The following is a 22,882-nucleotide window of genomic DNA, read 5'->3' on the forward strand; positions in this document are numbered from 1 at the left end:
AACTAGTTGGAAAAAATTCAACTAGTTGTTTTTTTATTATGACTGGTTTTCCTCAATGTTGACAACTTTTATTTGAACGCTTTTATCGGAAAAATGCTGAATCGTCTTTTTAGAAAGTGCATTGTCTGTGATAATGACATCTACGTCAGTCAAAGGACAAACTTGAATCGCTACATCCTTATTAAATTTGGAGGAATCTGTAGCAACGTAAACTGTTTGGGAGATAGAGATAATTTGTTTTCTAGTAATTGCCTCATCCAAACTAAAATCAGAAATACCTTTTTCAATGGAAACGCCACTAGCACATATAAACGCTTTATTGATATTCAAATGTTCAAAGCGGAATAAAAACTCATTCGATGTCACTGATTTTTCGGAATGACGAACTTTACCACCGATTAGTATAACCTCAATATTAGAGCCGATTAGATCAAATGCTACAGGTAGTGAGTTTGTTACTACTGTTAATTTTTCCTTGTTCAATAAAAAGGGGGTCATTTGATAGGTAGTGGTTCCACTATCGACAAAAATACACTCCCCATTTTCCACGAGTGAGGCACAAGCTTTGGCAATGGCGATTTTCTCTGCTAACTGCTCATGAAGTCTTTGATCGATTATTCCCTCAACAGGCTCAATATATTTAATACCCCCATAAAACTTTTCAATTTTCTTATCATGCATCAGCTGTTGGACATCGCGGCGAATTGTTTCCATCGAAACATTAAATTCTTTTGTGAGTGTTACTAACTTAACAACCTTATGTTGTCTTACATACTGCAAAATTTGATGTTGTCTTTCTATCATATACATGTTATCACCTCTACTAGATATTTACTCAAAATAATCATAACTTTGTCAACACTTAGTCAGAATTTACTCAACATTTACACGAAAATGCATTTTCCTTTACAAATGGTCACTATACTAAAGCTAAGAACTGAGAGAGGTGACCAATTTGTTAGAGCTAAAAAATATCGCAAAAAGCTATAAAAATAAGAAAGTTTTAGTAGATATCAATGTAACCATCGAATCAGGTGAAATCATTTCGTTACTAGGGCCAAGTGGTTGTGGTAAAACCACCTTGCTCAATATCATCTTAGGGCTTGTAGATTCCACGGCTGGACAGCTTGTCTACAATGGACAAGATATATCCAAGCAGTCGATGCAAGAAAGAGGTTTTAATATTGTGTTTCAGGATTTTGCGTTATTTCCTCATTTAAATGCATACGACAATATCGTTTATGGTTTGAAAAATAAGAACGTGCAAATGTCGAAAGAGGAGATACAAGAATATATCGATTTTTTAGAGCTAACACCTCATCTGCAGAAAAAGATTCACGAATTATCTGGTGGGCAAAAACAACGAGTTTCCATTGCGAGGACACTTGTGATGCAGCCTAAAATACTATTGTTAGATGAGCCACTAAGTGCATTAGATGGCGTCATTAAGGAATCCATCAAGGAGCGTATTAAATCCATTGCCCGTGAATTTAAATTGACAACCATTATCGTGACACATGATCCAGAAGAAGCCCTCACATTATCTGATAAAGTCATGATTATTAATGAGGGAACAGTTGCTCAATTTGGTACACCTCATGAAATAGTAACAGCACCAAAAAATCAATTTATTGAGGATTTTATTTTAAGGCAGCTTCATATTAAGCGACATAACATCTATCAATTGTTTGGAGAAACATATGCTTAAAACGAATAAAATGATGAAATTGATTTTTCTACCGATTCTTATTTTTTTCCTATTCTTTTTAATTGTGCCATTACTTTATATGTTTTGGCAGTCTTTCAAAATAGGAAATGTGGTGACCATTCAAAATTATATAGATGCTTTACAAAATATCGAAATTCGAGAAGCCTTTATCAATAGCTTTAAAGTTTCTTTTGTAGCCTCAGTGATTACAACCATTTTAGCTTTTTTATTGGCCTATGCTGTTCATTTTACAACGATGCATCGCCATGCGAAAAAGCTTGTGCAAATAGGCATTACTTTGCCCATGCTTCTGCCAACCATCACCTATGGTTTTGTGCTGATTTATACATTTGGTAATCAAGGAATTCTAACGAAATTAGTGGGGCAACCCCTTTTTACAATTTATGGGTACAACGGTTTGGTGCTTGGTTACGTTTTATATACATTGCCAGTCGCTTTTATTTTAATGCAAAACTCCATGCAATATATCGACAAACGATTTTTACTGGTGTCCATGTTAATGCATGATCATTCACTTCGTCGCTTTTATCATACCGTATTCCGTCCAATGTTAGGTACGATTGGTGGTGCTTTTATTTTAACGTTTATTTTAAGCTTCACAGATTTTGGTATACCCGCATCTGTTGGTGGAAATTACACAGTGATTGCCACTGAACTTTATCAAGCGATGTTAGGCTCCATTGTCCATTTTGAGCGTGGCGCAGTGATATCAGTGTTAATGCTAGTACCTGCCGTACTTGGTGTTGCCCTATTAACAATTTTAGAGCGTTTCAATTTTCACTATAAACAAGGTGGGCGAAGTGACCTTGTAAAGCATCGTCTGCGTGACACGTTGTTTACTATTTATTCAATTGTCTGTGTGACGATCGTATTCATCATTTTTGCAACGATGTTTATTGTGCCTTTTACGAAAGGCTATCCATATAACTTCAGCTTTACATTAGAGCATGTTCAAAATGTACTAGCAGAGAAGGATTTAATAAAGGTATATGTCAATTCTCTTATCGTGGCAGTATTAACGGCTATATTAGGCGTGGTCATTACATTTCTGTCAGCGCTACTCAATGTTCGGACACCGTTAAAAGGAAGAAAAAGCTTAGATGTAGCCTCCATGATTACAAATACAGTACCAGGAATGGTGCTTGGATTGTCCTACTTGTTTTTCTTTAATGGAAGTTCATTAAAAGGTACATTTTTCATCATTGTTGCATGTAATATTGTTCATTTTTTTACGACACCTTATTTAATGGCGAAAAATTCATTACAAAAGATGGACCCTACATGGGAAGTGACAGCTGAGCTATTAAAGGATTCTTGGTTAAAAACCGTTAGACGAATTATTTTGCCGAATATTAGACCAACGATTTATCAAATGTTTAGTTACTTTTTTTTAAATGCTATGGTCACGGTTAGTGGTGTTATTTTCCTTGTCAGCACGAAGACAATGCTTGTCTCAACACGCATCAAAGAGCTTCAGCATTTCGCAAAGTACACCGATATTTTTGTACTATCGATATTTATTTTATGTACAAACCTCATTGTGAAATTAGGTTGTGATTATATAACAGCACATAAAGAAAAAGCGGAGGAGATATCAAAATGAACAAGTCAACAAGCATGATGTTAGGGACAATTAGTGCAGCGGCGGTTGTTTTAGCTGCGTGTGGAGGGGCAACAGCTGATTCCAAAGAGCAAGTCATTATTTATTCAAATGCTGATGATGAAGCAATTGAAGTAATGGAATCCACATTAGATGATAAGGGCTATCAAGGTAAGTATTTAATCCAATCATTCGGTACTTCTGAGTTAGGTGGCAAAATGATGGCAGAAGGGACAGATATTGAAGCAGATGTTGTCACGATGGCTTCCTATTTTATAGAAAGTGCTCAAACCTCTAAAGCCATGTTTGTAGATATTTCTTCGGACTTAAAGCCGCTTGATGGAGGAGTTACATATGCACTGCCAATTTTAGGCAATATTGGCTCCATCTTTATTAATACAGAAATATTGCAACAAAAAGGGCTAGCAATACCGAAATCGATTAAGGATTTGACAGACCCTGCTTACAAGGAATTAGTATCCTTCCCAAATATTATGGATTCCTCAACAGGCTGGCTTTTAGTACAAGCCATTATAAAGGAATATGGTGACGATGAAGGACAAAAGGTGTTAGCTGATTTAATTAAAAATGCTGGCCCACATATTGAAAGCTCAGGTTCTGGCCCTATCAAAAAGGTGAAAACTGGTGAGGTTGCTGCAGGCTTTGGTTTACGTATTCAAGCGATTGATGCTAAAAACGAAGGATTGCCAATTGAATATATTGACCCGACAGAAGGAAACTTCACTTTAACGGAATCTGTGGCTGTTGTGGATAAAGAAGGTGATGAGGCTTTAGCTAAAGAAATGGCAAAGGTGATCGCAACGGAGGCTCGCAGTGGTTTATTGGAGCAATATCCTGTAGCTCTATATGAAGGGGAACAGGTAAAGGATGAGTATGTTCCAGCTTATTTAAAAAAATGGGATACAACATTAACGGTTGATTTATTAGAAAAACATCAAGCCTTCTTTAAAGAAGCGCAGCGATAAGGAGTTATAGCAGATGAGTAACTATAAATTATTGACACCAGGACCATTGACAACAACTGAAGCGGTAAAACAGGAAATGTTAAAAGATCGTTGTACATGGGATGACGACTATAAAAATGTGACACAAGTGATTCGCAAGCAACTTTTAGCGTTAGCTCATGTCGAGGAGCCTGAATATACCACGGTGCTTATGCAAGGAAGTGGAAGCTTTGTCGTAGAGTCTGTACTAACAACTGCGATTGGTGATAACGATAAAGTACTAATTCTAACAAATGGTGCTTATGGTGAGCGAATTGTTGAAATGGCTAACGTTTTAAAGTTACAACATGTTGTTTATAGTGTCCCTTACGATGAACAGCCATCATCATTAGAAGTTCAAGCTTTTCTTGAAAAAGATGCAAGTATTACACATGTAGCCGTAGTGCATTGTGAGACAACTACTGGTATTTTAAATCCAATAAAGGAAATAGGAGAAGTTGTTCATTCATTCGATAAAACGTTTATCGTGGATGCGATGAGTAGCTTTGGTGGTGTACCGATGGATGTATCCAATTTGCATATTGATTTTTGCATTAGTAGTGCCAATAAATGTATTCAAGGTGTGCCAGGTTTTGGATTTGTTATCGCGAACACAAAAGCTTTAGAAAAATGTAAAGGACAAGCCCGTAGCGTAGCATTAGACTTGTATAGCCAATGGGAAGTGATGAAGCAAGATGGAAAGTGGCGTTTCACATCACCTACTCATGTAGTGGCAGCTTTTGCGAAGGCGCTTGAGGAGTTAATCGATGAAGGTGGAATCGATGCCCGCCATAAGCGCTATGCGCATAATAATCATATACTTCGCTCTCGTTTGTCAGTGCTTGGGTTTGAAGCGTACGTTTCAAAAGAGCTTCAATCACCTATTATTACAACATTTTTATTCCCACACAATGAGTTTACTTTTGAGCATTTTTATCAGGAAATGAAAAAAGAGGGTTTTGTCATCTATCCTGGTAAGTTGACTGATGTGGATACATTCCGTATTGGCAATATTGGTGATATTCATGAGGAAGATATGCTGACGTTATGTGAGGTCATAGAAAATTATATGGTGGTGAAAACGAATGAAAATTGAAACGGTTATTTTGGATTGGGCAGGGACAGCAGTAGATTTTGGTTGCTTTGCCCCTGTAAATGTTTTTTTAACGATTTTTGAAGATGCAGGTGTCACAGTTACACTGGAAGAGGCTCGTAAACCAATGGGTATGCTGAAAATTGACCATATCCGTACGATGCTGGAAATGCCAAGAATTGCTGATGAATGGCAACGTGTGCATGGACAAGCCTTTACAGAAGAAAATGTAAGTGCATTATACAAGCAGTTCGAAACAAAGTTAATGGAATCGTTGGCAACTTATACAGATCCTATCCAGCATGTGAAAGCGACCGTACAGCAATTGAGAGAAGCGGGAATTCGAATTGGCTCAACGACAGGCTATACTGATTCCATGATGGAAGTAGTGACAAGACATGCAGCTGACAAGGGTTATCAACCTGATTTTCTCGTAACACCTACACAGGTAGGGGATAAAGGACGACCATACCCATTCATGATTTTTAAAAATATGGAGGCATTAGGGTCAAAAGCAACAAAGCAAGTTGTGAAGGTTGGCGATACAACCTCAGATATAATGGAGGCCTTGAATGCAGGTGTTTGGGCTGTTGGTGTTATTATTGGAAGTTCAGAAATGGGACTTTCTGAAGCAGAGTTCCAAGCATTAACTGCTGAAGAACAACAGCAAGTGATAGCGAAAACGAAATGCATTTTTGAAGAAACTGGCGCTCATTATACGATTGAAACTATGGCAGAGCTACCTGCGTTAATTGAAACGATTAATGAACGTATAACTAGAATATAAACAAAACAAACCTCGGCAGATGTGGATAACTGCCGAGGTTTGTTTTTAGTCTCGCTCATATGGGATTGAATCTGGTATTTCGGCAAATGGATTTTTTTCATTAATTCGGTCATAAAACATAACACCATTCAGATGGTCTAATTCATGCTGAAATGCAATAGCCGGCAATCCTTTAAGGCGCATCTTTTTCTCTTCACCATCAATTGTTTTAAATTTTACTGTGATGCGTGCATGACGTGGCACATACCCAGGAATATTACGATCAACAGAAAGACATCCTTCTCCTGCTGATAGGTATGTGTTTTCGACAGAGTGGCTAACGATCTTTGGATTAATGGCCACAAAGCTTAATTGTTCGCCAGCCTCATCTTTTAAATGAAGGGCAAACATACGCTGTAAGCAATTTACCTGATTGGCAGCTAAGCCAATGCCACTACGCAAATTATATTTTTCGGCCATTTCAGGATCTTGGCTGTTGATTAAATATTGAAGCATATCCTCTGCAAGCTTTCTTGTTTCATCAGTTAAAGGGAATTTAACTTCCTCTGCTTTTGTGCGTAAAGTCGGATGACCTTCGCGGATAATATCATCCATTAAAATCATATAGTAATCTTCCTTTCAACTTTGTAGTGCCTTATTAATAAGTATACATCACGTCTTAAAACAATCACATGAAAAAAGACCTTATTTGAATATACTCAAAAAATTTTTCTAATGCTATTAGATTTTCGAGAATGGGGTATTCTACTAGGGGAAAAGCTGTGAGAAAACGTATGAGCTGTACGGTGTAAATAAGGTGTTGTAATACAGAATTTGAATATTACTGATACAGTATAGGACAGCAATGTTTGATTGTTATTCTAGAAAAAATCTTTGTATAGAGCAGTAATAGATGATTGACCGACAGTATTTTATTCAGTATACTGAATTTCAAGAATAAGTTGTACTAGTTAAAAAGGTGATTTATTTTAATACAGCTGAAAGGGAGATGTGACAAATGAGCAAGAAAAACAATAATATTTTTGATGCTAAACAAACGCTAACTGAAATCGAAGATAAGTTTGAAATGTTTCAAATTTTGAATGAAGAAGGCGAAATTATAAATAAAGAGGCAGATCCACAATTATCAGATGAGGAACTAGTTGAACTAATGACACGTATGGTTTATACACGTATTTTAGATCAACGTTCAATCTCACTAAACCGTCAAGGTCGTTTAGGCTTCTACGCGCCGACTGCTGGTCAAGAAGCTTCGCAACTTGCTTCTCATTTTGCGTTAGAACAAGAAGATTGGATTTTACCAGGTTACCGTGATGTACCACAAATTGTATGGCATGGCTTACCACTTGAAAAAGCATTTCTATTCTCGCGTGGTCACTTCATCGGCAATCAGGTTCCTGAAGGTGTAAACGTTTTAGCTCCACAAATCATTATCGGTGCACAATATATTCAAGCTGCTGGGGTGGCACTTGGTATTAAAAAACGTGGGAAAAAAGCTGTTGCAGTAACTTATACTGGTGACGGTGGTTCTTCTCAAGGCGATTTCTATGAAGGAATTAACTTTGCAGGTGCGTTTAAATCACCAGCAATCTTCATCGTACAAAATAATCAATATGCAATTTCAACACCTCGTGAATTGCAAACAGCTGCTAAAACAATTGCACAAAAAGGTGTGGCAGCTGGTTTACCAAGTATTTTAGTAGATGGAATGGATGCGCTTGCAGTTTATGTAGCAACGCGTGATGCACGTGAGCGCGCAGTTAATGGTGAAGGTCCAACATTAATTGAAACAATGTGTTACCGTTACGGTCCTCATACAATGGCTGGAGATGACCCAACACGTTACCGTACATCTGATACAGATAATGAATGGGCACAAAAAGATCCGCTTGTTCGCTTCCGTAAATACCTAGAAGCAAAAGGTTTATGGGATGAAAAGAAAGAAGAAGCAGTAATCGAACGTGCAAAAGAAGAAATTAAAGAAGCAATTAAAAAAGCAGATGCTGCTCCAAAACAAAAAGTAACAGAATTAATGGAAAACATGTATAAAGGCGAAATGCCATCTAATTTAAAAGAACAGTATGAAATCTATAAAGAGAAGGAGTCGAAATAACCTATGGCACAAATGACGATGATTCAAGCAATTACAGATGCACTTCGCACAGAATTAAAGAATGATGAAAACGTTCTTGTATTCGGGGAAGATGTAGGTGTCAACGGTGGGGTATTCCGCGCGACAGAAGGCCTACAAAAAGAATTTGGGGTTGATCGCGTTTTTGATACACCATTAGCAGAATCAGGTATTGGTGGCTTAGCAATCGGTCTTTCTCTTCAAGGATTCCGTCCAGTTCCTGAGATTCAATTCTTCGGTTTCGTTTATGAAGTAATGGATTCAATTAGTGGTCAATTAGCACGTATGAGCTACCGTAGTGGTGGGGTATATAATGCACCAGTAACAATCCGTTCACCATTTGGTGGTGGTGTGCACACACCTGAAATGCACTCCGATAGCTTAGAAAGCTTAATGACAGCACAACCAGGATTAACAGTTGTTGTTCCATCAACACCATATGATGCAAAAGGTTTACTTATTTCATCTATTCGTAATGACAACCCAGTTATTTTCCTAGAGCATTTAAAACTATACCGTTCATTCCGTGAAGAAGTACCTGAAGAAGCATACGAAATTCCACTAGGAAAAGCAGATGTAAAACGTGAAGGTACTGATTTAACAATTGTTGCTTACGGTTTAATGGTTCATGAAAGCTTAAAGGCTGCTGAAGAACTAGAAAAAGAAGGACATTCTGTAGAGGTCATTGATCTACGTACAATTCAACCGATCGATGTGGAAACAATTATCGCATCAGTTGAAAAAACAGGTCGTGCAATCGTTGTCCAAGAAGCTCAAAAACAAGCAGGTATCGCTGCAAACGTAGTAGCAGAAATTACAGAGCGCGCAATTTTAAGCTTAGAAGCTCCTGTTCTTCGTGTGGCTGCACCAGATACTGTGTACCCATTCCCACAAGCTGAAGGTGTTTGGTTACCAAACTACAAAGATGTAATGGAAACAGCGAAAAAAGTTTTAACATTCTAAGTAAAGCTTCTAAACTTGAACAACAGTAACTAGAAAGGATGGGTACACATGGCATTTGAATTCAGATTACCGGATATTGGCGAGGGAATTCACGAAGGCGAAATCGTGAAATGGTTCGTTAAAGCTGGAGATACAGTAAAAGAAGACGATATTCTTTGTGAAGTCCAAAATGATAAAGCGGTAGTAGAAATTCCTTCACCAGTTGAAGGAACAGTTGAGGAAGTATTAGTAGGAGAAGGAACAGTTGCTGTAGTTGGCGATGTCCTAATCCGTTTGGATGCACCTGGCTATGAGGACTTAAAGCTAAAAGGTGATCATCATGCTGAAGAAAAAACAGAAGCACAAGTTCAGGCAACTGCAGAGTCTGGTCAGGACGTAGAGAAAGCTCCTGCTAAAGAGGAGAAGGCACCAGAAAAAGCTCCTGAAAAAGCGGAGACAGTGATTGATGAAACAAAACGTGTGATTGCAATGCCTTCTGTACGTAAATTTGCACGTGATAAAGATGTCAACATCCGTGAAGTGAAGGGTACAGGTAAAAATGGTCGAATCTTAAAAGAAGATATTGAAAACTTCTTAAAAGGTGGCGGCACTGTAGAGGCTGATACGGCAAATGTTGAAACAGTTGACGCAACAGTTCAGCAAGAGGCAGCAGCTCCAGCAGCACCTGTAGTTCTTGAAGGGGAATTCCCAGAGACTCGTGAGAAAATGTCTGGTATTCGAAAAGCGATTGCAAAAGCAATGGTACACTCGAAACAAACCGCTCCGCATGTTACACTTATGGATGAAGTCGATGTAACAGCTCTTGTAGCACATCGTAAAAAATTCAAAGATATCGCTGCTGAAAAAGGTGTCAAATTAACATATTTACCATATGTAGTAAAAGCGCTTATTTCAACTTTACGCGAGTTCCCTGAATTTAACCGCTCATTAGATGATGCAACGCAAGAAATTATTCAAAAGCATTACTATAATATTGGTATTGCTGCTGATACTGAAAGAGGCTTATTAGTACCCGTTATTAAGCATGCAGATCGCAAGTCTGTATTTGCAGTGTCTAATGAAATCAATGAGTTAGCGACGAAAGCCCGTGAAGGCAAGCTTGCGCCACATGAAATGAAAGGTGCTTCCATGTCCATTACGAATATTGGCTCTGCAGGAGGACAATGGTTCACGCCAGTAATTAATCATCCTGAAGTAGCTATACTAGGTATTGGTCGAATTTCAGAAAAACCTGTAATAAAAAATGGTGAAATTGTAGCCGCACCTGTGTTAGCATTATCATTGAGCTTTGATCATCGTATGATCGATGGAGCCACTGCACAAAATGCTTTAAATCACTTAAAGCGTTTGTTAAGTGAGCCAGAATTATTATTAATGGAGGCGTAACAAAATGGTAGTAGGAGATTTCCCAATCGAAACAGATACTCTTGTCATTGGTTCAGGTCCTGGAGGATATGTAGCAGCAATTCGTGCAGCTCAAACTGGCCAAAAAGTAACAATCGTTGAAAAAAATGTACTTGGTGGTGTGTGCTTAAACGTAGGTTGTATCCCATCAAAGGCATTAATTTCAGTAGGTCACCGTTTTGAGCAAGCTAAACATTCAGATGACATGGGAATCATCGCTTCTGATGTGAAATTAGACTTCTCAAAAGCACAAGCATTTAAAGACAGCGTTGTTAAAAAATTAACAGGCGGTGTTGAAGGCTTACTTAAAGGTAACAAAGTTGAAATTGTACAAGGTGAAGCTTATTTCGTTGACGCTAACTCAGTGCGTATCATCAATGGTGAATCTGCTCAAACTTACACATTTAACAATGTCATTATTGCAACAGGTTCTCGTCCAGTTGAAATTCCAACATTCAAATTCTCTGATCGCGTACTAAACTCTACTGGAGCACTTTCTTTACAAGAAGTTCCTGGTAAATTAGTTGTTATCGGTGGCGGATATATTGGTACAGAGCTAGGTTCAGCATACGCAAACCTAGGTTCACAAGTTACAATTATTGAAGGCGGAAAAGATATTTTAGCTGGCTTCGAAAAACAAATGACGCAAATCGTGAAAAAAGGCCTTAAAAAGAAAGGCGTTGAAATGGAAGTTAACGCATCTGCAAAAGGCGTTGAAGAAACTGAAAACGGCGTAGTAGTAACTTATGAAGTTGGTGGAGAAGAGAAGAAAGTTGAAGCTGACTATGTATTAGTAACTGTGGGTCGTCGTCCAAATACAGATGAAATGGGCCTTGCTGAAATCGGTGTTGAATTCGGTGAACGCGGTCTAATCAATGTTGACAAACAATGTCGTACAAATATTTCAAACATCTATGCAATTGGTGATATCGTTGCAGGTCCTCAGCTTGCACATAAAGCTTCTTACGAAGGTAAAGTTGCTGCTGAAGCGATTGCTGGTGAAAAATCAGTTGTTGATTATCTTGCTGTACCGGCTGTATGTTTCACAGATCCAGAAATGGCGACAGTTGGTTACAACGAAGAACAAGCGAAAGCAGAAGGCATTGAATACACTGCAGCGAAGTTCCCATTCGCAGCAAACGGCCGTGCGCTTGCATTAAACCAATCAGAAGGTTTCGTGAAGCTTGTTGCTCGTAAAGAAGATGGCTTATTAATCGGTGCTCAAATCGTAGGTGCTGGTGCATCTGATATGATCGCTGAGATGGGCTTAGCGATTGAAGGCGGCATGACTGCTGAAGATATCGCTTTAACAATTCATGCTCACCCAACATTAGGTGAAATTACAATGGAAACTGCTGAAGTATTACTTGGCAACCCAATCCACATTGTAGCGAAAAAATAATTTGAATAAAGGAGTGTAGAAAAAGCGGATGTTCATTCGCTTATCTACACTCCTTTTTTATTTACAATTGTTTTCTTAAATGCAGCTTGTCGTTGAATAAAATAAATAAAAGGTAATAACTTGAAGATGTGGCCCTATGGATATTAAATTTTACTTTATGCATAAAAAATAGTATTATAATTGATAATAATTATCAATTAAAAATGAAGGAATGGGTTACGATGAATGAGCGCTACCGAACATTTATTTTATTAGCACAATACAAATCATTTACTGAAACAGCGAAGCAGATGTTTTGTTCCCAACCAACAGTTTCTCAGCATATTCAGCAATTGGAAAGTGAATTAGGCTGCCAGCTGATCTCACGGAAAAAACGACAAATCGAGTTAACTACACAAGGCGAAATGGTGTTGGCTTATGCGCAGAAGATGCAGGAAATGGACCAACAATTGCGAATAGCAGTAAAGCAGACACAACAGGAAAATATCAAATTATATATAAGTCACTATATTGCAGATAGCTTTTTTGACGAGCTATTTGATAAAAATAATAGCACATATAAACAATATCCATATGAAATTAATAGCTATTGCTATGAAGATTTAAAAAGTAGTTTAGTAGAAAACCATGCCAAATTTGCTGTGATGCCGATTTATGATGCTGATAAGATTGTTCACGAGTCATTTGATATCGATATTTTATTTGAGGAAGAATTAGTATTAGTGATGACAAATGATCATCCTTTAGCAAGTCGTCAAATCATTTATACAAGAGATTTGAAAAACTTATCGATGCTATTGTCCCAAAGTTCTTATTTGAATCAGCATATTAAACAAGCTTTACATCAGAAGGCAGTACCTGTTTATTATATACAGATGACTAATTTTGAAATTATTAAGAAGGCTGTGCAGCAGGGTATGGGCGTATCCTTTTTACCTTATAAATCAATAGAGGATAGTCTAGATAAATTAACGTTTAAATATGTGAAAGGTCTATCTATTAAACGAAAAAATGGTATTGTATTTAACCGTAACCAAATTTTAAATGAGCAAGAACAAGCATTTTGTGAACGTATAAAGAAGAAATTGAAGATAGAGTCTATCAGGTAAGCTAAACTTATAATGGTAAATAAATCTTTTATAGTGTTTCTTCTATTATATTTATTAAAATATTTTCTAATTTAATCCAAGCAATATACGAAGCTTTTATTTACTGATTCGTAATTGTTTGGGTTTTTTTATCTTAATTGAGCATCTATGCCAGCAGTATGGTAGCACTTGGAGGAATTTATATAGCTTTTTTGCGATGACTTCCAAGAATCATTTTTGATAGAATATCATCCTTCATTTGTAGGTTTATAGCATTCTATAAGAAAATGTAATAGTACAATAGGAGATTTTTATAATTCGAGAAAAACGGATAAGTGGACAGCGAAAATTAAAATCTTAACCCTTATATGATATTGATAATCGTTATCAATGGTGATATAGTTCGAAATGCAAGGAGGTATGAAGATGTCAAAAGACTATATTGTTGTTCATCCATGTAATATTTTTTCTCAAGGCAAAGCAGATGAAAATTTTGAAATTGTAGATATGTATGACTTACCGAATATTGAGCTGTCTTCTTATAAATGTATGATAATTTTAGGGTTTGTTGATCAAGATTTTTTGCTAGAAAAGAAGCAAATTATCGCAGATTTTTTGGCAAGTAAAAAGATTGTATGCTTCTTCGGTAACTTAGTCACAAATTGGTTGCCAGGGCAGCAAGCATTTATTGCAAAGGAAATTCGAAATCATTGGGATTATGACATCTCAATTGCGAAACAACACAGAATTTTTGCAGGTGTAAAGGAAGAAGATATGACGATAAATAAAGGTGTGAAAGGATTTTTTGCTCGTGGACATCATCCAGCACCTACAGATGCGGAAATATTATTAACCTTGCCAGACGGTGAGCCTGTGACATTTATTGACAGAAGCTCAACAAATGGGACTATTTTTATGCATGCAGGTAATAATCTTTTTACTATTGGAGGCATGACACCGTCATCATCAAAAACAACCAGTCGTATTCCTACACAGCTAATGCAATGGGTACAAGAAGAATACATGTATTTAGCGGAAAGGAGTGTCAAGTAGTGCGTAAAATAGCTGTTATGTATAGTGGTAGTTCACAACATTGGCGTACATATAAGACATCTGAATTCGCTCAGTATATCGATCAATTGATTCCAGTGCGTCAGTTAGAGGAAGAAAATTTAGATGCCTTTGATGTATTAATCATCCCTTCTCAATCTCATACAGGGTTATTAGATAAAAATATTCAAAAGATCTATGATTTTGCGAATACAGGTAAAGTAGTGGTCACATTTGGCCCTCAGCACAGAGATTGGTTGCCAATGCATAATTGGGAATCTAGGCCAACCAATTTTTGGTGGTGGCTAGAGCCTAATGCTGATAGTGGCTTGCGTTTAGTAGAGGCAACTCATGATTTATTTAAGAATTATCTTACATTAGAGGATGCTACTTGGCATCAACATGGTGTGTACTGGCCAAGTGAGGGCTGTGAAGTTTTAGTATCGACAGATGATGGTGGGGCCGTCTTATATATTGATCGAGTGAACACAAATGGGATTTGGGTCAATACAACATTGGATCCAGATTATCATTTTGGATCTTATTTTATGCCGGCAACAGAACGCTTCTTACGAGGATTTTTACCTTGGCTAAAGAAAGGGCAAATATAAGGAATGCTAAGTGCGCAAAATGATTACTAATAGCTCTATTTGAGGCGCAAGTGTTAGTAGTATGTTGGTTCAAGGTTTTGACAGGAAAGCTTGCCGTACATAGTGTAGAAAAATAAGCTTATGGGTATTAAATTAATTATTTTGGAATTTGCTTGTCATTGGTAAGGAAATTTTTTGATAAAAGAAAGTAGGAGAACTAGTGGAACCTATTGCTTATGTTGGCATTGATATTCAGTTTACTCGATTAACGGCTGAGGATCGTGAACGTGGCTTAGTATTTTTATATTTATATGATTTACCCTATGTTGATTTAACTGCCTATGCAGGAATAATTATCACAAATCATGTAGAAGAGCAATTTCTACTAGAACATAAAATGATTTTAGATGAATATTTGCTACAGGGTGGTGTTATCTTTTCACTGACAGAAATATCATTGCCATGGTTAGCAAATGTAGCTAATTGGAAACGCTCTCCTATTCCATTGAAAGATCGCGAAATCATGATTGAACAAGCTAATTGTTCTTTATTTAAAGGGATAGAGCCTTATGATATTAATTATCGAAAAGGTGTACGGGGCTTCTTTTCTCGTGGCTATTTTGAAGAATTACCAGCACATGCGGAAGTGTTAATTACAGATCAAAGTGGTGTACCGATACTTTATGTTGATCGACACTCAACAAATGGCACCATTTTTGCAGGGGCAGGTACCGATATTTACAAGGTATTTATGCATGAAGAAAATACATCGAAAAAGCTTAGTATGCAAATGCTAGATTGTATTCGTGAGGAAGCTAACCGCAATTATGCAAGTGGAGGTATGGGCAAATGATAGGGATTGTGACGAATGGCTTACCATTTCAAAATCGCTTTTTTGCAGAGCAAGAATTTCATTATTTATATGATGAAGTGCTACATATTCGCCACTTTCATCAATATGATTTAACAAAGTATGACACACTTATTTTATCTTGTCGCTTAGATATCCGTTCTTTAAAGCGGTATCAGTCACAATTACTGAAATTTGTTAATGCTGGCAAAAGACTGATTATTTTTGGTGAAATATTGGATTGCTGGTTTCCGACAATTGATTGGGAAGATTCTGAGGTCAATTTTAGTTGGTGGGTGAGAGATGGCGGTGATTTACCGATGAAAATGCAAAATAATGTGCATCCACTTTTTAAATACGTGACATTGCATGATATGAAATGGCATTATCACGGTTCTTTTTTACCACCACAAGGAGCGCAATCGTTATTAGATATTCCAAATGGACGATCTTTATTTTATGTAGATAATGTGAGTTTTAATGGAGAACTAGTTGTCACTACACTTGATCCGATGTTTCATATTGGACTAGGTTTTATTGATCAATCAAAGCCGTTTTTACATGGGATGGCAAAATGGTTAAGAGAGGAAGAAAAACATTGAAGAAGTATGGATTTGTCGCTGCTGTAGCACTAACAATGTTGCTGGCAGCTTGTAATAATAACAACGAAGAGACGCAAAATAATACTAAGCCTCAGGTGGAGCAACAATCATCAGAGTTACAAACGACAAAGGAAGAGAAGCTTGTAGTTGACCAATTAGGACGTGAAGTAACAGTACCAAATTCGATTGAGCGTGTTGTAATGGGAGGCATTCTTCCATACTTCTCTACTTGGTATGTAGCAACAAATTCTACAAAAGAAATTGCTGGTATGCATCCAAATTCGTATAATGCAGCAAAACATTCGATGCTAGCAAAAATGTCTCCAGATGTTTTAAAGGCTGATACTTCGTTTATTCAGAATGGTGAAGTCAATGTGGAAGAATTAATGAAAGTAAATCCACAATTATATATAGAGATTGCAACAGATGAGAAATCAATCCATAAAGTATCAGAGGCAGGTATTCCTGTGGTTGCGCTCAAGGCAATTGACGCAGCTGCGGCAGAGCCATTAGCTACCTTTAATAGCTGGTTAGAAATAACAAGTCAAATAACAGGCACAACAGAACGTGCTAATCGCTTCCTAGAGGAAGGCAAAAAAGTACAAGCTCAATTAGATGAAAAGTTAAAAACGATTGAAGAAAAAGATAAGCCTCGCGCGATGATGTTGTTTAGACATAATGAAAAGTCGATTACAATTGGAGGGAAAAACTTCTTTGGTAATCAATGGCTCAATGCGACGGGAGCAATTGATGTAGCTGAAAATGATATCCAAGGACAAAAAGAAGTCAATATGGAACAGGTCTATACTTGGAATCCAGATATTATTTTTATTACCAATTTTACAGAGACACAGCCAGCTGATTTACTTGAAAATAAGATAGCTGGGCAGGATTGGAGTCAGGTGAAGGCAGTTCAGGAGGGTAAAGTGTATAAGATTCCATTAGGCATTTATCGTTGGTTCCCACCTAGTGGAGACGCACCTTTAATGTTAAAGTGGCTTGCACAAAAAAATCACCCAGCGCTATTTGATTATAAAATAGAGGATGAGATTAAAGCATATTATAAAGATTTTTATGAATACGATGTGACAGATGAAGATATTCAAGCTATTTTAAATCCGTCTTCAGAAGCAGCTAAATATTAAGGGATGATTGGTAAATGCAAAACTGGAAAAAGATTATTTTATGGCTCCTCCCCTTGGTGATTGCCGTTATTTCTCTTGGTGTAGGACGCTTTGAGGTTGGTATCGAGCAGCTATTAAAGATTCTTGCTTCACAGATTTTCCCTATAGAGCCGACATGGACAGAGATGGAAGAAACGGTTATTATCAATATTCGCTTGCCACGTATTCTTCTCGCATTGTTAATTGGTGGAGGTTTAGCAATTGCAGGTGCTAGCTTCCAAGGAATGTTTGGTAATCCGCTAGTATCACCAGATATTTTAGGTGTTTCGGCGGGAGCTGGCTTTGGTGCTTCTCTTGGGATATTATTGTTTGGGCAAAATTTTGCCACACAGATAATGGCATTGCTTTTTGGATTAGGTGCTATCGGCTTTACGTTTTTAATTGCTGGCGCACGCAAAAATGCCCCTATTTTTATGTTTGTCTTAGCAGGTGTTATTACATCGGCACTGTTTAATGCGCTTATTTCGTTAACTAAATTTGTAGCTGACCCAGAGGAAAAGCTACCTGCGATTACCTATTGGTTGATGGGTAGCTTAGGAACGGTTACTTATAAAGATTTATATATAGGTGGACCACTGATTATTATCGGTATGTTAATACTTTATTTCCTAAGATGGCGATTAAATATTTTAACCCTCCCAGAGGATGAGGCAAAATCAATGGGAATTTCTGTAGTGCCTTTGAAATGGATGATTATATTTGGTGCGACTTTGATTACTGCGGTGTCTGTTGCGGTTGCAGGAATTGTTGGCTGGGTGGGTTTGATTATTCCACATGTTGCTCGTATGCTTGTTGGAAACAATAATCAGCATGTATTACCAATGTCGATTGCTATTGGAAGCGTCTATTTGTTAGTAATTGATAATTTAGCACGTTCTATAACAGCAACAGAAATACCTTTATCGATTTTAACAGCGATTATTGGTGCACCATTCTTTGCTTATTTACTGCGTAAATCTGGAGGTGGATGGGCGTGATAATTGAAGTGAAAAATGGCAATTTTTATTATGAAAAGCATCGTAAGAAATCCCAAAATCTTTATGTAAACAATATTAATTTTACACTGGAACCAGGACAAATTATGGCCATCCTTGGTCCTAATGGAGCTGGAAAGACAACGATGCTCAAATGTATTACAGGGTTACTAGAGTGGAAGCAGGGAGAAACCTATATAGATGACAAGCCATTGTCTACTGTCAAGCGTAAGGAGCTTTGGCAACGTATTGGCTATGTACCGCAAGCTCATAAAATGGTATTTGGTTTTACAATAGAAGAGCTTGTTGTGATGGGAAGAGCCCCTTTTATTAGTACATTGGCCCAACCATCAAAAAAAGATTTAGAAGCGGCGCATTTGGCATTAGATACAATTGGTATCGTCCATTTAGCAAAAAAATCATGCAATGAGGTAAGTGGCGGCGAGCTACAGCTGGCTTTAATAGCTCGCACACTGGTTGCCGATCCAGAAATACTTATTTTAGATGAACCAGAGTCACATTTGGATATTCAAAAACAAATTACTATTTTACAAACAATCAAGCAATTAGCGAAAGAGCGTGGCATTTCTTGTATTATTAATACGCATTATCCTAATCATGCCTTTTATTTAGCTAATCGGGTCCTGATGACGGCAAAGGATAAGGGAGTTGTATATGGCGCTGTACGTGAAATAATGACGGAGGAAAGAATGCAGTCATTTTTTGGTATCGAGCTAAAAAAAATACTGTATGAAGAAGAGAATTATGTGGTAGAAACAATGGTGCCACGTGCATTAGGTGCAGAAAAATAAGAACGAAAATGATAGTCAGCATGTAGTTGGAAAACAACTACATGCTTTTTAGTGTTGAAAAACAAAATAGTCAATTGAAAGGTAGAAATGGATTTCCGTTGCAGGCTACTTGCTCGCCTGTCTCGCTATCTCATGGGAGTCAAGTAACCCTCAACTCCAACCCACTTTTTAGCAAATGTTTCCAACTAAAGTGAAGGTGTTCACGACTCTTTATGAAGAGGTGTTGTCACGCATCACTTCTCCACATTGAAAATAAAAATCCTATCCCCCTAAGAATACAAATAATGGGTGATTTGATTGCTATACTAGTATGAAAAAAAGTAAAGACACTTTGCAGCATGGTTGATTGGAATGGAGCCAGCGTCACTCCTAGGGGATTTAGCGTCACAGATGAGACCCTGGAGCGAACGGAAGTGAGTGAAGCGGCTCATCGGACGCCCCCTGGAAAGGGCGCTGGCGGAACGGAAATCAACCTATCACCTTGCAAAATTGCTTTTTCTGCCGTTGACATCATCTTTTTTGCTATTTTACCGTATTTGCTTGATGCGTGAGTCTGCTACATAAAAGGTTACAAAGAAAATGGTAAGCAATTATTGATGGGGAAGATTCGGTAGTGGTATTGGCTTCAAATACTATTTCTATCATTTACAAGCTCCTTTGATTATTCTGAATAATCGATAAATGCTATAATGATAGCATTGTAGAAAGTAAGGGAGGATTTCATAATGGAGCTTAATTTAACTGGGAAAGTAGCAATTATTACAGGATCGAGTAAAGGAATTGGTTATTATACGGCCATGCAGCTTGTCAAAGAGGGGGCTCAGGTTGTACTTTGCGCACGTGGAGAGAAACAGCTACAGGTGGCGGCTGGATGTATTAAAAATGAGACAGATGTGGATGTTTTAATTGTTCCAGCTGATGTTACAAAGGAAAAGGACTGTAAGTATCTAATTGAACGTACAATAGAACATTTTGGACGTATTGATATTCTCATTAATAATGCTGGTACGGCTTCAGCGAATCCCTTTGAGTCAGTGAGTAGTGAGCTGTGGCAAGCAGATTTAGATTTAAAAGTATTTGGGGCTATACATTGCTCCAAATATGCTGCACCATATATGCGTAAGGCTGGTGCAGGTGCAATCGTTAATGTGACAGCGGTGATGGCTAAGACACCTCCAGCAAGCTCGCTTCCTACTACAGTTAGCCGCGCTGCGGGACTTGCTTTGACAAAAGCGATGAGCAAGGATTTAGGGAAGGATAATATTCGCGTAAATTCTGTATGTATTGGGCTTATTCGCAGTGATCAAATTGAAAAGAATTGGAAAAAGGAAGAACCTAATTTATCGTGGGAAGAATATTCTCGTATGGTAGGGAAAACTATTCCACTTGGACGTGTAGGTGATACGCAAGAAGCCGCTAACGTCATCACATTTTTAGTTTCTGATGCAGCAAGTTATGTTACAGGGACTTCAGTGAATATTGATGGTGGCTCTGGTCACGCATTATAAATAGGATAATCTTTTCTAGGAAAATAATTTTAATGATGTCTCATTAAATTATGATGAGACAACCCCTATATTTCTCTTAATTAAAAGAAGAAAGCCATCCGCTTTCTTTTTTTATATTATTTTCCTAAAATTATAATAGACAGAAAATTCTTGCAGATGTAGAATGAACGATATAGGGGGTGAAAAGTGGCGAAATGTTGAACGAAAATTTTGCTGCGCTATTGTTGCGAGTTATTCGTATCATTGCTCAAATTGGCATACTGACGATTTTTTATTACATGGGGGTGGGAATAGTAACATATTTACACATACCTCTTCCAGGAAGTGTTATTGGATTACTATTATTAGCACTTTCACTCATTTTTAAAATCATTAAGGTGGAATATATTCAAGACGGTGCCAGTTTTTTAATTGGTATGTTAACATTGTTTTTCATACCAGCAACGGTAGGTGTTATTGATTATCCAGAACTCATGTCAGTCACTGGCCTGTTGATTATTTTAGCCGTTATTGCTAGTACATTAATCTCTATTTATGTCACGGGTTTACTGACACAAATCATTGAGAAAAAAGAATTGGCGAAAAAAGAAGGTACGGAAACCACTGTTGATGAAGGGAAGGGAGAGTTAACGGTTGATTGAAGCAATTGTTGTCCTAAGTACCGTCATTATGTTTGTATTGTTCACAAAGTTTTATCAGCGATTTCCACATCCCATCATGATCCCCTTGGTCACTACTACAGTGGTCAGTGTGATGATTTTACTTATATTCGATATTCCATATGCAACATATATGAGAGGTGGAGAATGGCTTCAGAAAATGCTTGGACCAGCAGTTGTCGCACTTGCCTATCCTCTCTATAATCAACGAGCTATTATTATAAAATATAAGTATTCTATTTTATCAGGACTTTTCATCGGTATGATTACAGGCTTAATGACAATTTTTGTATTACTAAAATGGATTGGTGTAAAGTCTAGCTGGATGCTGACGGCCTTACCTAAATCATTAACCACGCCTGTTGGGATGCAGGTAAGCGAAACGATTGGAGGTATCCCGCCTCTAACTGCTGTTTTTGTGATGATTGCAGGGTTTGTAGGGGCTATTATTGGACCATTCGTTATTAAATATGGCAAAATCAACTCTGCTGTTAGTAGAGGTGTGGCTGTAGGCAGTGCCTCACATGGTGTAGGTCTTGTAAAATTAAGAGAATATGGGGAACAGGAATTATCAGTTGGTTCATTATCGATGGGCTTAACGGCTGTTATTGGGGCATTTTTCTGTCCTTTATTTGTTTATTTATTTTTATAATCCAATTGTCGCTTTGTGCAAAAAAAGAGTTGTCTCAAAAACTATTTGAGACAACCTCTTTAGCTTTTTTCAATAATCAATTGAATCGTATGGGCTAGCCCAGTGTGTAGCATTCCTTCATGTCGAATTTGCTCACCTGTAAAAAAGTGGATAATTTTATATACTTGACACCATTGGAGGACATCTAAAGGGTTATATAAAAAGTCGAGTTGCTGTGGACCACCTGAAGCATAAGGGAGCTGATAAATGGAATATAACTCCATCATAATTCGCCCTCCTGGTTTGACTGAATCGATAATCTTTTGTATGACCGTTTGTTGTTGCTTTGCTGGAAAATGTCCAAATACCATAATGGCCGCATCATATTTATTAACGGGAAGCTCATCCAGCAGTAAATCGGCTAGCTTAGTTTGAACTGTCACTTGATGCTTCAGTGCTAATTGTTCAGTTTTTTGAAGACCACTCTGTGCATAATCATAGGCAGTAACCGTATGTCCAGCTGTGGCTAAAAAAACAGCATTACGTCCTTCACCCTCTGCATAGGCGGCGATATTAGGTAATCTTTCGAATAATATACATAATCTTTAATAAAGGCATTAGGTTGTTCGCCATAAACGTATTCTGCTCCTTGAAAACGTTGATCCCAAGTATTCATTTAGTTCACTCCCTTTTTTATATTGTAAATAATATAGATTGCTTATTCTAATTTTTAGCTTATTAGTTGAAAGCTTCAAAAAGCAAATCATAAATTCTTAAGTAATATTCAAGTACCATTTATTATGTAATTAATAATGATTGGG

General features: G+C 37.4%; 22 protein-coding genes and 1 pseudogene. 20 read left to right on the plus strand and 3 right to left on the minus strand.

Annotation, left to right across the window (positions count from 1 at the left end):
* Nucleotides 1-36: 36 nt before the first annotated feature.
* On the minus strand, nucleotides 37-804 hold the full coding sequence (locus MKY46_RS04400) for a DeoR/GlpR family DNA-binding transcription regulator (protein ID WP_051891704.1): 768 nt from the start codon (nucleotides 802-804) through the stop codon (nucleotides 37-39).
* A 151-nt stretch (nucleotides 805-955) separates the two neighbouring features.
* On the opposite strand from MKY46_RS04400, the gene MKY46_RS04405 reads away from it, so the two are divergent.
* The 5 genes from MKY46_RS04405 to phnX are packed head-to-tail and all read left to right on the plus strand — an operon-like array spanning nucleotide 956 to nucleotide 6,213.
* Complete coding sequence (locus MKY46_RS04405; RefSeq protein ID WP_036125494.1) at nucleotides 956-1,708, plus strand: ABC transporter ATP-binding protein; 753 nt, start codon at nucleotides 956-958, stop codon at nucleotides 1,706-1,708.
* Nucleotides 1,701-3,332, plus strand: coding sequence for an ABC transporter permease (locus tag MKY46_RS04410; RefSeq protein ID WP_036125493.1), 1,632 nt, complete (start codon nucleotides 1,701-1,703; stop codon nucleotides 3,330-3,332). The genes MKY46_RS04405 and MKY46_RS04410 overlap by 8 nt, the downstream gene beginning before the upstream one ends.
* Nucleotides 3,329-4,315: an extracellular solute-binding protein gene (locus tag MKY46_RS04415; protein ID WP_036125490.1), complete on the plus strand. Its 987-nt coding sequence runs from the start codon at nucleotides 3,329-3,331 to the stop codon at nucleotides 4,313-4,315. Before MKY46_RS04410 ends, MKY46_RS04415 begins: the two co-directional genes overlap by 4 nt.
* A gap of 13 nt (nucleotides 4,316-4,328) precedes the next feature.
* A complete protein-coding gene (locus tag MKY46_RS04420) occupies nucleotides 4,329-5,429 on the plus strand; it encodes a 2-aminoethylphosphonate--pyruvate transaminase (RefSeq protein ID WP_036125488.1) in 1,101 nt (366 codons plus the stop codon).
* Entirely contained in the window at nucleotides 5,419-6,213 is a 795-nt protein-coding gene (phnX, locus tag MKY46_RS04425; protein ID WP_036125486.1) for a phosphonoacetaldehyde hydrolase, read from the plus strand. The genes MKY46_RS04420 and phnX overlap by 11 nt, the downstream gene beginning before the upstream one ends.
* 45 nt (nucleotides 6,214-6,258) lie before the next feature.
* Here phnX and def read toward each other — a convergent pair whose 3' ends face one another.
* Complete coding sequence (gene def / locus MKY46_RS04430) at nucleotides 6,259-6,816, minus strand: peptide deformylase (protein ID WP_036125484.1); 558 nt, start codon at nucleotides 6,814-6,816, stop codon at nucleotides 6,259-6,261.
* Between the two features lie 394 nt (nucleotides 6,817-7,210).
* On the opposite strand from def, the gene pdhA reads away from it, so the two are divergent.
* The 15 genes from pdhA to MKY46_RS04505 all read left to right on the plus strand — a co-directional run bounded on the left by pdhA (nucleotide 7,211) and on the right by MKY46_RS04505 (nucleotide 22,082).
* The gene (gene pdhA, locus MKY46_RS04435; protein ID WP_036125481.1) at nucleotides 7,211-8,326 is read left to right on the plus strand and encodes a pyruvate dehydrogenase (acetyl-transferring) E1 component subunit alpha; all 1,116 of its coding nucleotides are present in this window, start codon (nucleotides 7,211-7,213) and stop codon (nucleotides 8,324-8,326) included.
* A gap of 3 nt (nucleotides 8,327-8,329) precedes the next feature.
* Nucleotides 8,330-9,307, plus strand: coding sequence for an alpha-ketoacid dehydrogenase subunit beta (locus MKY46_RS04440; protein ID WP_036125477.1), 978 nt, complete (start codon nucleotides 8,330-8,332; stop codon nucleotides 9,305-9,307).
* A 48-nt stretch (nucleotides 9,308-9,355) separates the two neighbouring features.
* On the plus strand, nucleotides 9,356-10,693 hold the full coding sequence (locus tag MKY46_RS04445) for a dihydrolipoamide acetyltransferase family protein (protein ID WP_036125475.1): 1,338 nt from the start codon (nucleotides 9,356-9,358) through the stop codon (nucleotides 10,691-10,693).
* Nucleotides 10,694-10,697: 4 nt separating this feature from the next.
* Nucleotides 10,698-12,113 (plus strand): dihydrolipoyl dehydrogenase, encoded by a 1,416-nt coding sequence (gene lpdA / locus MKY46_RS04450; RefSeq protein WP_036125472.1) that lies wholly within the window; start codon nucleotides 10,698-10,700, stop codon nucleotides 12,111-12,113.
* Between the two features lie 221 nt (nucleotides 12,114-12,334).
* Entirely contained in the window at nucleotides 12,335-13,222 is an 888-nt protein-coding gene (locus tag MKY46_RS04455; protein WP_051891703.1) for a LysR family transcriptional regulator, read from the plus strand.
* A gap of 405 nt (nucleotides 13,223-13,627) precedes the next feature.
* Nucleotides 13,628-14,254 carry a phosphate starvation-inducible protein PhoH gene (locus tag MKY46_RS04460; RefSeq protein WP_155273205.1) on the plus strand — a complete coding sequence of 209 codons (627 nt, stop codon included), beginning with the start codon at nucleotides 13,628-13,630 and terminating at the stop codon, nucleotides 14,252-14,254.
* Nucleotides 14,254-14,862: a hypothetical protein gene (locus MKY46_RS04465; RefSeq protein ID WP_036125468.1), complete on the plus strand. Its 609-nt coding sequence runs from the start codon at nucleotides 14,254-14,256 to the stop codon at nucleotides 14,860-14,862. The genes MKY46_RS04460 and MKY46_RS04465 overlap by 1 nt, the downstream gene beginning before the upstream one ends.
* Before the next feature lie 199 nt (nucleotides 14,863-15,061).
* Entirely contained in the window at nucleotides 15,062-15,694 is a 633-nt protein-coding gene (locus MKY46_RS04470) for a hypothetical protein (protein ID WP_036125465.1), read from the plus strand.
* Nucleotides 15,691-16,293, plus strand: coding sequence for a hypothetical protein (locus MKY46_RS04475; RefSeq protein WP_036125464.1), 603 nt, complete (start codon nucleotides 15,691-15,693; stop codon nucleotides 16,291-16,293). The genes MKY46_RS04470 and MKY46_RS04475 overlap by 4 nt, the downstream gene beginning before the upstream one ends.
* Nucleotides 16,290-17,438, plus strand: coding sequence for an ABC transporter substrate-binding protein (locus tag MKY46_RS04480; protein WP_419185188.1), 1,149 nt, complete (start codon nucleotides 16,290-16,292; stop codon nucleotides 17,436-17,438). The genes MKY46_RS04475 and MKY46_RS04480 overlap by 4 nt, the downstream gene beginning before the upstream one ends.
* A gap of 14 nt (nucleotides 17,439-17,452) precedes the next feature.
* Complete coding sequence (locus tag MKY46_RS04485) at nucleotides 17,453-18,454, plus strand: FecCD family ABC transporter permease (protein ID WP_036125460.1); 1,002 nt, start codon at nucleotides 17,453-17,455, stop codon at nucleotides 18,452-18,454.
* A complete protein-coding gene (locus tag MKY46_RS04490) occupies nucleotides 18,451-19,263 on the plus strand; it encodes an ABC transporter ATP-binding protein (protein ID WP_036125457.1) in 813 nt (270 codons plus the stop codon). Before MKY46_RS04485 ends, MKY46_RS04490 begins: the two co-directional genes overlap by 4 nt.
* 725 nt (nucleotides 19,264-19,988) lie before the next feature.
* Nucleotides 19,989-20,771 carry an SDR family NAD(P)-dependent oxidoreductase gene (locus tag MKY46_RS04495; RefSeq protein ID WP_036125426.1) on the plus strand — a complete coding sequence of 261 codons (783 nt, stop codon included), beginning with the start codon at nucleotides 19,989-19,991 and terminating at the stop codon, nucleotides 20,769-20,771.
* A gap of 194 nt (nucleotides 20,772-20,965) precedes the next feature.
* On the plus strand, nucleotides 20,966-21,412 hold the full coding sequence (locus tag MKY46_RS04500; protein ID WP_051891702.1) for a CidA/LrgA family protein: 447 nt from the start codon (nucleotides 20,966-20,968) through the stop codon (nucleotides 21,410-21,412).
* Entirely contained in the window at nucleotides 21,405-22,082 is a 678-nt protein-coding gene (locus tag MKY46_RS04505) for an LrgB family protein (RefSeq protein WP_036125423.1), read from the plus strand. Before MKY46_RS04500 ends, MKY46_RS04505 begins: the two co-directional genes overlap by 8 nt.
* Before the next feature lie 59 nt (nucleotides 22,083-22,141).
* Here the strand turns inward: MKY46_RS04505 and MKY46_RS04510 are convergent.
* Nucleotides 22,142-22,737, minus strand: a pseudogene (locus MKY46_RS04510) (class I SAM-dependent methyltransferase).
* Between the last annotated feature and the right edge of the window lie 145 nt (nucleotides 22,738-22,882).

The sequence above is a fragment of the Lysinibacillus sp. FSL M8-0355 genome (assembly GCF_038008985.1).
In the GTDB taxonomy this organism is placed as follows: Bacteria; Bacillota; Bacilli; order Bacillales_A; family Planococcaceae; genus Lysinibacillus; species Lysinibacillus fusiformis_D.